This window comes from Clostridium sp. HV4-5-A1G, assembly GCF_900184915.1.
Lineage (GTDB): Bacteria > Bacillota > Clostridia > Clostridiales > Clostridiaceae > Clostridium_B > Clostridium_B aromativorans.
This window is the reverse complement of sequence record NZ_FXYI02000129.1, coordinates 1-10,498: the sequence shown is the minus strand read 5'-3', so window position 1 is coordinate 10,498 and position 10,498 is coordinate 1. Positions and strand designations below refer to the sequence as shown.

At 31.9% G+C, this 10,498-nt stretch carries 13 protein-coding genes and 1 riboswitch; of the genes, 9 read left to right on the top strand and 4 right to left on the bottom strand.

Annotation, left to right across the window (positions count from 1 at the left end; genetic code table 11):
• The first annotated feature begins 65 nt into the window (after nucleotides 1-65).
• The 9 genes from pdaB (at nucleotide 66) to J5G60_RS13030 (ending at nucleotide 7,452) form a co-directional block, all read left to right on the top strand.
• On the top strand, nucleotides 66-821 hold the full coding sequence (pdaB, locus tag J5G60_RS13070; protein WP_150358579.1) for a polysaccharide deacetylase family sporulation protein PdaB: 756 nt from the start codon (nucleotides 66-68) through the stop codon (nucleotides 819-821).
• 194 nt (nucleotides 822-1,015) lie between these two features.
• Nucleotides 1,016-1,513 (top strand): hypothetical protein, encoded by a 498-nt coding sequence (locus J5G60_RS13065; protein WP_150358578.1) that lies wholly within the window; start codon nucleotides 1,016-1,018, stop codon nucleotides 1,511-1,513.
• Nucleotides 1,514-1,603: 90 nt separating this feature from the next.
• Nucleotides 1,604-2,344, top strand: coding sequence for a single-stranded DNA-binding protein (locus J5G60_RS13060; protein WP_150358581.1), 741 nt, complete (start codon nucleotides 1,604-1,606; stop codon nucleotides 2,342-2,344).
• A 111-nt stretch (nucleotides 2,345-2,455) separates the two neighbouring features.
• Nucleotides 2,456-2,563, top strand: a riboswitch (SAM riboswitch).
• A gap of 291 nt (nucleotides 2,564-2,854) precedes the next feature.
• Complete coding sequence (locus J5G60_RS13055) at nucleotides 2,855-3,670, top strand: transporter substrate-binding domain-containing protein (protein ID WP_150358577.1); 816 nt, start codon at nucleotides 2,855-2,857, stop codon at nucleotides 3,668-3,670.
• Nucleotides 3,671-3,715: 45 nt separating this feature from the next.
• The gene (locus tag J5G60_RS13050; protein ID WP_150358576.1) at nucleotides 3,716-4,435 is read left to right on the top strand and encodes an amino acid ABC transporter permease; all 720 of its coding nucleotides are present in this window, start codon (nucleotides 3,716-3,718) and stop codon (nucleotides 4,433-4,435) included.
• Entirely contained in the window at nucleotides 4,435-5,190 is a 756-nt protein-coding gene (locus J5G60_RS13045; RefSeq protein WP_150358575.1) for an amino acid ABC transporter ATP-binding protein, read from the top strand. Before J5G60_RS13050 ends, J5G60_RS13045 begins: the two co-directional genes overlap by 1 nt.
• Nucleotides 5,191-5,220: 30 nt before the next feature.
• The gene (locus J5G60_RS13040) at nucleotides 5,221-6,210 is read left to right on the top strand and encodes a hypothetical protein (RefSeq protein ID WP_150358574.1); all 990 of its coding nucleotides are present in this window, start codon (nucleotides 5,221-5,223) and stop codon (nucleotides 6,208-6,210) included.
• 138 nt (nucleotides 6,211-6,348) lie between these two features.
• Nucleotides 6,349-7,005, top strand: a complete 657-nt coding sequence (locus J5G60_RS13035; RefSeq protein WP_236035311.1) for a cobalamin B12-binding domain-containing protein — start codon at nucleotides 6,349-6,351, stop codon at nucleotides 7,003-7,005.
• Between the two features lie 30 nt (nucleotides 7,006-7,035).
• Nucleotides 7,036-7,452, top strand: coding sequence for a methyltransferase MtaB domain-containing protein (locus tag J5G60_RS13030; protein ID WP_150358573.1), 417 nt, complete (start codon nucleotides 7,036-7,038; stop codon nucleotides 7,450-7,452).
• Nucleotides 7,453-7,514: 62 nt separating this feature from the next.
• Here the strand turns inward: J5G60_RS13030 and dapD are convergent, their stop codons facing one another.
• The 4 genes from dapD to J5G60_RS13010 all read right to left on the bottom strand — a co-directional run bounded on the left by dapD (nucleotide 7,515) and on the right by J5G60_RS13010 (nucleotide 10,380).
• Nucleotides 7,515-8,231: a 2,3,4,5-tetrahydropyridine-2,6-dicarboxylate N-acetyltransferase gene (gene dapD / locus J5G60_RS13025; protein ID WP_150358572.1), complete on the bottom strand. Its 717-nt coding sequence runs from the start codon at nucleotides 8,229-8,231 to the stop codon at nucleotides 7,515-7,517.
• 121 nt (nucleotides 8,232-8,352) lie between these two features.
• Nucleotides 8,353-9,243: an Hsp33 family molecular chaperone HslO gene (gene hslO / locus J5G60_RS13020; protein WP_150358571.1), complete on the bottom strand. Its 891-nt coding sequence runs from the start codon at nucleotides 9,241-9,243 to the stop codon at nucleotides 8,353-8,355.
• Between the two features lie 45 nt (nucleotides 9,244-9,288).
• The gene (locus J5G60_RS13015; protein WP_150358570.1) at nucleotides 9,289-10,032 is read right to left on the bottom strand and encodes a class I SAM-dependent DNA methyltransferase; all 744 of its coding nucleotides are present in this window, start codon (nucleotides 10,030-10,032) and stop codon (nucleotides 9,289-9,291) included.
• 78 nt (nucleotides 10,033-10,110) lie between these two features.
• Nucleotides 10,111-10,380 carry an alpha/beta-type small acid-soluble spore protein gene (locus J5G60_RS13010; RefSeq protein ID WP_150358569.1) on the bottom strand — a complete coding sequence of 90 codons (270 nt, stop codon included), beginning with the start codon at nucleotides 10,378-10,380 and terminating at the stop codon, nucleotides 10,111-10,113.
• Between the last annotated feature and the right edge of the window lie 118 nt (nucleotides 10,381-10,498).

Below are 10,498 nucleotides of genomic sequence, written 5' to 3'. Positions count from 1 at the left end.
ATGTAATATTTATCAATATGAGATACTATATAAAATTATAAAAGCAAATATTTGGAGGAAAAAAATTGAAAACAAGACTTATAAAAAAAATATTTATGGTATCTGTATTATTATTTGTAGCTATTGGAGTATCATTTTTTACCAATTACGGGTATAGAGGAGTCTTTATAAATTCAAGCAAAAAATTACCTATATATTCTGTAGACACAAAAGAAAAAAAAGTGGCTATAACTTTTGATGTGAGTTTAGGTAAAGATGATTATACTGAAAAAATATTGGATTTACTTGATAAATACGATATTAAAGCCACATTTTTTGTAGTAGGTGACTGGGTGGATAAAAATCCTGTTAAACTAGAAGAAATATATAAAAGGGGACATGAAATAGGAAATCATTCCAATAGACATCCTAACATGACTAAAATATCTCGTGAAAAGATCATTGAAGATATAAATATAAACGAAGCGAAAATAAGAAGCATAACAGGAGCAGGTACCGAGTTATTTAGATGTCCAGAAGGAGCTTATAATGACAGGGTGATAGATTTAGTAAAAGAATCAGGATATTATTGTATTCAATGGAATGTGGACAGTGTGGACTGGAAAGAACAGGGAGCAGATATTGAATATAACAGAATAATTAAGAATACAAAGCCAGGTTCAATACTTCTGTTTCATGGTAATGCCAGATATACGCCGGAAAATTTGCCTAAAATAATAAAAGAACTTCAAAAAAAAGGTTATAAATTTGTCAAAGTAGGAGATTTAATTTACAAAAATAATTACAAATTAAATTATGAGGGAAAGCAGATACCCAATTAAATATCTTATATTATAACAGTTATTGAAAAATAGGATAAATATGTATTATAATGGCAGTAAAGCAAGTCTGTATATAATACTCATATAGTAAAGGTTTATAATGAGATTTTTAGCAAATGGAGAATTAGTATAAAAAACTATATCCTGTTTAAAATAATTTTAGATTATATATTTTTTCAGGAGGTAATATTTTTATGGGATTCGTAAAAATTATTGATAGTAATGATAATTTTAAAAGCCATTTGATAAATTTATTAGATCTGAACAATTTACAGTACAATGTGTCTGAAAATAAAGATGGCGTTGAAAAAGCAAAATATATAATAATGAATTCTATAAATAAAAAACATGATATTTTGGATGGACGCTATTATTTTATAAATATGGATTTAATAGATGGTTTAGGTGATGATTTAAATTTGCAAGGTTATATCATAACCTATGGATTAGGCAGCAAAAATACAGTTACCATATCCAGCTTAGATTATAACAGTGGATTTGTATATTGCCTTCAGAGAGATATTGTACAAAATGGACAGAATATAATTGAATCTCAGGAAATTCCGATTAACATGGTTTTAAGAGACATTGATGAACTATATGCAGCTATGATAGCTATAACTTTGGGGCTGATGGATAATAGATACATGCATATATTGCTCAAAAATAAAGCATTTAAAATTTTTAGTTAAATATTAAGTATTTGCAAGTATATTTTTACCTCCCTGTGAATAGTTATAGGATAATGAGATATTTAAAACTAAGGGAAAGAGGGGTTTATGATGGACAATTTAATGTTAAATAATAAAATTTATCTTGAAGGCAAAGTAGTATCAGAATTAAAATTTAGTCATGAAATGTATGGTGAAGGTTTTTATACCTTTAATATTGAAGTCCCGAGATTAAGCGAAAGCAAGGATGTATTATTTATTACAATTTCAGAAAGACTTATAGGTGGAATGAATATTATCCCGGGAATAGATATTGTAGTGGAAGGACAATTGAGATCATACAATAAATTTGTAGATGGAGCAAATAGATTGATATTAACTGTATTTGCAAGGAATATAAGTTTATGTAAAGAAAAAAGTAAAAATCCAAATCAAATTTTTCTTGACGGTTTCATATGCAAAGAACCAATTTATAGGACAACTCCCTTTGGAAGGGAGATCTCCGATATGCTGTTAGCTGTAAATAGAGCCTATAATAAATCTGACTACATACCTACTATTGCCTGGGGAAGAAATTCTAGGTTTTGTAAGTCGTTGAAAGTCAGTGACAACATAAGAATTTGGGGAAGGCTGCAGAGCAGAGAATATCAAAAAAAAATATCTGATACAGAAGTCGTAAAAAAAGTGGCCTATGAAGTTTCCATTTCTAAAATGGAAAAAGTGAATAAAAACGATAACGATGAAGAATGCGTGAAAAAGGCTGATGATAAAGGTGAAGAAAATTTAAAAGAAGCAAAAGAAGAACAAAAGAACAATTTTAATGAAAATGTGGAAGGTAAACGTATATCCTAAGTAATTATGGATAAGAATAAAAAAATTGACAATTCGATTTCTGTTGACAAAAAAATTGATATGTTATATACTAAATCTCGTAATGTATGCAATATAAATTAAAAATTAATTTTCTTATCAAGAGAAGCGGAGGGACTGGCCCTATGAAGCTCGGCAACCTGGATATTATTATGTATTCAATGGTGCTAATTCCATCAGGCGAAGCCTGAAAGATGAGGATATTATTAGAATGTTACTTCTTGTAGTTTTCTCTGCAAGAAGTTTTTTTATTTCTGATTATTTTTTGAGACTTGGGAAAAATTTAAAGATTATTAATTTAAAATTAGTTGATTAGAAAACTAAAGGCTAAGTTTTGCCGTTGTGAAATTATGAATTTATAATTTTATAATGGTAATTCTTGGCCTTTGTTTATTCCCAAAATAATTATCAAAAGGCGGTGATATTGCAGATTTATTTAAAATAGTTGTGAATATTGATAAAGATATAATAAAATTCAAAGGAGAGAAAAATATGGAAAAAAAGAAAACTGCAATAATTTTAGCGTTAGTGGTAATAATAGCGATTTTTAACGGATGCTCTTCAAATACAAAACCCAATACGAGCAAAAAAGAAGTAAAAACCATATATGTAGGTACGCAAAATGATTATCCGCCTTTTTGTTACAATGATGACAAAGGTAATTTAACTGGATATGATATTGATGTAATAAAGGAAATAGATAAGAGATTAGATGAATATAAATTTACATTTGCACCTGCTGCTTGGGATAGTATTTTTCTTTCGCTGGAATCAAATAAAACTCAAATTGTTGCAGATGAAATTGCTAAAAACCCTGAACGTGAGAAAAAATATCTTTTTTCAGATCAGCCGTATTTTACAGCTGAGTCAGTCATAATTGTAAAAAAAGGTAGAAATGATATAAAGTCGTTGGAAGATTTAAAAGGTAAAAGTGTAGCAGCTTCTGTAGGTGACTCATACACACAATTGCTTGAAAAATATAATAAGGAAAATGGTAATAAAATAATTTTAAAATATAATGATACAGGAAATTCATCAGATAATTTGATAGATGTGCAAAATGGAAGAGTTGACGCTTATGTAAATGATCCAGTAATGACAGAGGCCACTATCAAAAAGCAGAATTTACAGGTACAGGTAGTTGCAAAACCAGTTCAAAGTGACAAGATACATCTTGTTTTTAAGAAAGACAAGCAAGGGCAGGAACTCAAATCAAAAATCGATCCTATAATTAAACAGCTTAGAGAAGACGGCACGCTTGCAAAGTTATCAAAAAAATGGACTGGTGGAGAGTATATACCTAAATAAATAGATGGTATAGAATATCATGACTTCATATCAGGAGGGTGTTTTATGGACAAGATATTTGATTTTACTTATATGGTGAAGTGTATTCCAAAGTTAATTCCATATTTATCAGCTACGATGATGGTAACTGTTATATCCATGTTATTTGGGTTATTGGTAGGTTTTTTTATAGCTATTGTTAAAATTTATAAAATATCAGTATTAAGGCAAATTGCTATGGTTTATGTGTCTTTTGTAAGGGGAACACCTTTGTTAGTTCAACTATATCTTATTTATTTTGGTATGCCTAAATTTTTGTACTTTTTTCAGATAAAATACGGTTGGTTTGAGAACATTAATGTAAATGTAATACCACCTGAATACTATGCGATATTGGCGTTTTCAGTTAATTTAGGGGCATATTTGTCTGAGACCATACGATCTTCAATTGAAGCTGTTGACAGGGGTCAGTTTGAAGCAGCTAATTCTATAGGAATGAGCCAAGCTCAAATAATGCTCAAAATTGTTCTTCCGCAGGCACTGATTGTAGCTATACCTAATTTAGGAAATACATTAATCAGCACCGTTAAAGATACTTCTCTCATTTTTATGATAGGTATTGTAGACATAATGGGGGAGGCAAAAATAATTGGAGCCAGAGGTTTGGCTTTTTTTGAAATTTATATAGCCGTCTCCATTATATACTGGTTTATATGCATAATACTTGAAAAGTGTCTTAATTTATTGGAAAAACGAAGCAGAATATTTGAAAGAAGTGTTGTTTGATGATTAATCTACGAAATATTAATAAATATTTTTCTGAGCATCATGTATTGAAAAATGTGAATTTAACAGTAAAAAAAGGTGAGGTAATTGCCATACTTGGGCCGAGTGGTTCTGGGAAATCTACTTTACTGCGCAGTATAAATTTTTTAGAACGGCCTTCCTCTGGAATAATTGAAATCAACGGACTTAGGGTTAATTCTCAAACTGCAAGCAAAAAAGATATATTTCAGCTTAGGACTTCCACTGCTATGGTTTTTCAGCAGTATAATCTTTTTAAAAATTTAAATGTGCTTCAGAATGTAACTATAGGGCTTACAACAGTTAAAAAATTAAATAAAGAAAAAGCAGTGGAAATTGCAAGGCAGATTTTAGATAAAGTTGGTCTGAAAGATAGGGTTGATTATTATCCGTGCCAGCTTTCAGGAGGTCAGCAGCAGAGAGTTGGCATTGCCAGGGCCCTGGCTTTGAATCCTGAAGTGCTTCTTTTTGACGAACCTACCTCTGCACTGGATCCAGAATTGGTTGATGAGGTACTTCATACTATAAAACAGCTTGCTAATGATGATAATACAATGATTATAGTTACACATGAGCTTGGTTTTGCTCGTGATGTGGCTGACAAAGTGGTTTTAATGGAAGATGGAATAATAGTTGAAGAAGGTTCTGTGGAAAAGATGTTTACTAATCCTTCGGAAAATAGGACACGTCAATTTATAGGTAAGGCGCTTAAAAGGTTTATTGTAAATGCAATTTGAAGATTATTATTTATTTTGGAGGTGAAATACTTGTTGGATTTAGAGGAAATGGAGAAACGACTTAATAGGCATTATAATTTTTGGGACAAAAGATTTGAAGGAGAAGGGGCATATTTTGCCATTATGGCACCAGATGAAACAGCACTTGATAAATATCCACCAATAAAGCCTCCAGGTTCTCTTGAACAAAAATGGTTTGATATAGATTATAGATTGGAAGAAAATAATCAAAAACTTAATACTACTTATTTTGCTGGTGATGCAGTTCCTATTGCCAATATTGACTTTGGTTCTGGTATATTAGCTTCATTTCTGGGCTCTGAATATAAATTAGCAGAGGATACTATATGGTATGATGCCAAACCTATAATTTCAGATTGGAATGATTTACCTAAGCTTAGTCTTCTAAAAGACAGCGAAATTTATAAAAAATTTATTGGTATTACCAAAAGCTTTTGTGAGGCTTCGCAGGGAAGGTATATTACAAGTATTACTGATGTTGGTGCTAATATGGATGTATTGGCGTCCTTGAGAGGAAGAGAAAATTTACTAATGGACTTGATTGTTGAACCTGATGAAGTTAAAAGGTTTCTTTTTAGAATTGATCAATTCTGGAAAGAAGTATTTGATGAAAATATAAAAATTCTAAGCAGGTATAAAAGAACCTTTACTTCATGGGTTCCTATTGTAAATCAAAAAACATGGTATCCGCTTTTAAGTGAATTTTCAACAATGATTTCCCCAACTATGTTTGAAGATATAGTATTTCCTGCAATTCAAAGGGAAGCGGATTATTTAGATCAAGCTCTTTTTAATTTGGATGGTGAAGACCAGGTTAAATATTTATCTATATTGTTGAGATTAGAAGGGCTTCATTCAATAGAATGGGATCCTGTACCAAAGTATAGTCCAAAATTTAATAAAGTGATTAAGGATTTTTCCAGTGAAACATCGATAGAGGTGTATAAACAAATTCAATCCTGTGGAAAAAAAATTAGTTATAAGAGAGGTTATACCTGAGCAAATTAAGCCTATTTTAAATAATATTTCTCCAGATGGCGTATTTTTTGTTGTAAATTGTTCAAATAGAAAAGAGGCAGATGAATTTTTAACATTTTCCCGTAAATGGACAAAATATGGAAGATAGGAGTAATTGAGATGAATATTGAGATGAATTTAGAAGAACTTTCTCTATATGTTCAAGAAGGTAATTTAAAAAAGACAAAAGAGTTTGTGCTGCAGTTAATAAAAGAAAAAATCAGTGCAAAGAAAATTTTAGATGAAGCTTTAATAGCTGCTATGGAACAAGTTGGTATAAAATTTAAAAATAATGAAATATATGTACCTGAAATGCTTATTGCAGCAAAAGCCATGAGTGCTGGTTTAAAAATATTGGAGCCAATATTAACTGAATCAGGTATAAAACCCATAGGAACAGTCGTTATTGGTACGGTAAAAGGAGATTTGCATGATATCGGAAAAAATTTAGTTAAAATGATGATGCAGGGGGCAGGAATAAAAGTACATGATCTAGGAGTAGATGTTTCACCAGAAGTATTTGCGGAAAAAGCTGCAGAGGTCAATGCAGATATTGTAGGTATTTCGGCATTATTGACCACTACTATGCCATCTATTGGTGAGGTAATTAAAAATTTTAAAGCTAATGGTGTAAGAGATAGATATGTGTTTATGATAGGTGGTGCGCCAGTTACAGATAGCTATGCAAAGCAAGTTGATGCAGATATTTATATGCCGGATGCCGCTACTGCTGCAGAAGCAGCAAAAGATATTTTGATAAAGAAATATTTAAGTTAAATTTGTCTTATCTTACGAGAGGGGTTTCATATGAATAAAAAGTTTAACAGGTTAGCTTATAGTTCATTAAAAGATTTTATATATGGTGTTGCTAAAAATCCAGTGACAACAAAAAATGGATTGGTAATAGGAGGAGTATTAAAGAGGGCGAAAGAATTATATTGCAAAGGTTTGGTGGTGGAATTAGAGCTTCTTCCACCTATGACTGTAAATCCAGAATGGGGGATTGAAATTAATAAAATAGTTCGTGATGCAATGGATGAAATAAGAAAGGCAATTGACAATAAGGAAGTATATATTGAGGATAGAGAATATAAATGGCTTGACATCATGAGTGATCAACTTGAAAATATTCCAGAAAACGAACAAGAATTTTGGTATAAAATTAAACAAGAATTAAACTTAAATAATTTTATACCATCAGAATATGACTTAAAGATAGATTGAATGTAAATAGGTATTTAAGCGGATAAGGTTTTTTAGCTTTATTTTATCCGCTTGATTTTAAATTATTGTCTTAAATCTGTTAGAATTTTAGTTTTGTCCATGGTACTGCTGTCTACTTTTTTTATTATCTTTGCAGGAGTTCCGGCAGCAACTACTCCAGCTGGAATGTCCTCTATTACTACCGAACCTGCGGCTACAACCGAACCATTTCCTATCTTCACACCTTCTAGGATGACTGAATTAGCGCCTATGAGGACATCATCACCTATCTCGCAGGGAGACTTACTAGGCGGTTCTAAAACCCCGGCCACTACTGCCCCAGCACCTAAATGAACATTTTTCCCTAATTTGCCTCTGGCACCCACTACTGCATTCATATCAACCATGGCGCCTTCACCTATTTCAGCGCCTATGTTTATGACTGCTCCCATCATTATAACTGCCTTTTTTTCTATTTTGACTTTATCCCGTATTATTGCTCCTGGTTCAATTCTTGCGTCTATGTTTATTAGATCCATAAGCGGAATAGCTGAATTTCTCCTATCCTGTTCTATTCTGAAATGATCAATTTTATCTCTGTTCTCTACTAGAAATTTGGATATCACATCACTTTCTCCAAATATAATATGAAAATTATCACTCCCGTAGATTTCCATGTCATTTAGATTACATTTTGATATATTTCCCTGGATATACAGCTTTATCGGTGTGGATTTTTTGGCTTCTTTTATGTACTTGGCTATTTGATAGGGATCTGTAAGATCATACTTTAATTCCATGTTGAATCATCCTCTCTTTTCATATGTTTATACAATAATTCCTGGCGTTTATTATATAGAAGCATCTTTAATTTTTAAACAATTATAACATATAAGTTTTTTAAAATCTACAATATGGTCTTTAAAGATCTTTTTTAGCACTTTTAAGTATTCTACCTATTTGGTCATGGGTAAATACATAGGATTTATTGCAAAAATTACACCTGAGTTCCTCTGATTTACCTTCAGTATAGATTTTTTTCAAATCTTTAAATCCTATACTCATGAGAGCTTTTTCAACTCTTTCTCTGGAGCAGTCACATTTGTAGGATGGAGACAGCTCATCCAGTATTTTTAGATCTATGTCTCCAAATATATCATTTAATATTTCATATATATTTTTCTTCACATCTATCATGGTGGATATAGGAGATATTTCCTGCAGCCTGCTTGTGAGTAGGTCTGACAGGCTGTTATCTGCCCCCGGCATCATCTGTAGTATAAATCCGCCGGCAGATTTTATGCTGAGATCTACATTTACTAAGACTCCCAGTGCCACAGCAGAAGGAGTTTGCTCAGAAACTGTAAAATAGTAAGCCAAATCGTCTCCTATTTCTCCAGTCTGTATGGGTACCTGGCTGGAATAAGGTTCTTTAAGTCCCAGATCTCTTGTGATGGTTAGATTTCCATTTGTGCCTATGATTCCCCCAACATCCAATTTACCTTTGCCGTTGGGAGGTAGATCTGCCGTAGGATTTCCAATATATCCTTTTACATGTCCGTCTGAATAGGAGGTCACCAGCACACCTTTTGCTTTTCCTCCACCTGATATTCTTAAAGTCAAACTGTCACTTTGTGATTTTAGCATTGCACCCATAAGGCATCCAGCGGTTAGCATTCTTCCAAAAGCTGCAGCTGCAGTGGGGCGGCATTTGTGAATTTTAACAGCTTCATTTACTAGTCTTGTAGTAGAAGCAGCTATTATTCTGATGTTGTCGTTTTTGGCTGTAGCTCTTATCAATTTATCTTCCATAATCAAATTCATCTCCTCAGTGCTAGCAATTTATTGTGAACCACTTCATTTGTATTTTTTTACTACATATACTATTCTTTCAGAAATATCAGTTATACTGTCAGTCTGGTAGTTGTCTAATTTTCCTAGAACACTTAATTTACAGTTTTTTAAAAATTTTTCTATTGTGTTACATCTATAAGCTTTTTCTCTGTGGTGTTCGTCAAATCGTCTATATATGTCCTTATATTTTACAAAGAAGGTAAGATACATGTCCACAATTTCATCTTGCAAATAATTTTCCCATATGTAAGTTAGCTCACCCTCATCATAGGTATAGGTATTATTGCCCAATATGCTGGTGATCTTATAATAGGAATTTATATCGAATACAAATATTCCATTGGGATTGAGGTGGCTGAATACGCCTTCAAAATAATTTTCCAGATTTTCTTCCTTTAGCAGGTAGTTTGTGGAATCAAGGCAGCAGGTTATTAGGTCAAATTGTCTATTTAATTTTAAATTGCTTATGTCTTCACATATTAGATTTGTTTTTAATCCTCTGTTTCTCAATTTTTTATCTGCCTCAGAAAGCATTTCATTGGACAGATCCACTGCCCAGCTGTTTTGAAAATGGGGTGCTATTTTTTCAGTCATATTTCCTGTTCCACAGGCTAAATCCAGGTAATTCTTGAATTCTACATTGAAAGTACAGCACAGATCTAAAATTTTTAAAGCCCATTTACCATAATCAATATCTTCGTTTATCAGTTTATCATATATATGTGCGAATTTTTCGTAACAATTCATTTGTATCCCATTATAATCTTATATATAATGGATATTTCCCCTCTCTTAAAGCTATTTTTATACACTCCGTGAATCAAATTACTGTGTATTCTTGGTTATCTCATTGTTCAATAGAGTTTCATTTTTTGGTATATTGAGTTCCTTTTTCCTTTTAGTCATCATACCACCAATTCTTCCAGTTTCCTCAGCTGTCAAACCGCTCCAGCCGTAAAGATCCACTTTTCTTTTTAATCCCAATTCTTCTGCTATTTCGTATTTCAATTTTTCTCTCAGTTTCTCAGCTTCTGTAAGTTCTCTGTTTGCTTTTAATTTTGCCTTTATTATTTTCTTCAGCGGCGTTTTTGACATTAATACCACCCTCCCACTTTTACTATAAATTATTTTTACCTCAAAAGCGAGATTTATACATAATTGAAATCCTATTCATTAAAAAAGCAGTTATCTAACTATATAATAATTATAATCT

What these genes read in the sequence shown, in the direction of transcription:
- J5G60_RS13065 (WP_150358578.1), top strand. Translation starts at nt 1,016, where the DNA reads ATGGGATTCGTAAAAATTATTGATAGTAATGATAATTTTAAAAGCCAT.
- J5G60_RS13060 (WP_150358581.1), top strand. Translation starts at nt 1,604, where the DNA reads ATGGACAATTTAATGTTAAATAATAAAATTTATCTTGAAGGCAAAGTA.
- J5G60_RS13055 (WP_150358577.1), top strand. Translation starts at nt 2,855, where the DNA reads ATGGAAAAAAAGAAAACTGCAATAATTTTAGCGTTAGTGGTAATAATA.
- J5G60_RS13050 (WP_150358576.1), top strand. Translation starts at nt 3,716, where the DNA reads ATGGACAAGATATTTGATTTTACTTATATGGTGAAGTGTATTCCAAAG.
- J5G60_RS13045 (WP_150358575.1), top strand. Translation starts at nt 4,435, where the DNA reads ATGATTAATCTACGAAATATTAATAAATATTTTTCTGAGCATCATGTA.
- J5G60_RS13035 (WP_236035311.1), top strand. Translation starts at nt 6,349, where the DNA reads ATGAATATTGAGATGAATTTAGAAGAACTTTCTCTATATGTTCAAGAA.
- J5G60_RS13030 (WP_150358573.1), top strand. Translation starts at nt 7,036, where the DNA reads ATGAATAAAAAGTTTAACAGGTTAGCTTATAGTTCATTAAAAGATTTT.
- dapD (WP_150358572.1), bottom strand. Translation starts at nt 8,231, where the DNA reads ATGGAATTAAAGTATGATCTTACAGATCCCTATCAAATAGCCAAGTAC.
- hslO (WP_150358571.1), bottom strand. Translation starts at nt 9,243, where the DNA reads ATGGAAGATAAATTGATAAGAGCTACAGCCAAAAACGACAACATCAGA.
- J5G60_RS13015 (WP_150358570.1), bottom strand. Translation starts at nt 10,032, where the DNA reads ATGAATTGTTACGAAAAATTCGCACATATATATGATAAACTGATAAAC.
- J5G60_RS13010 (WP_150358569.1), bottom strand. Translation starts at nt 10,380, where the DNA reads ATGTCAAAAACGCCGCTGAAGAAAATAATAAAGGCAAAATTAAAAGCA.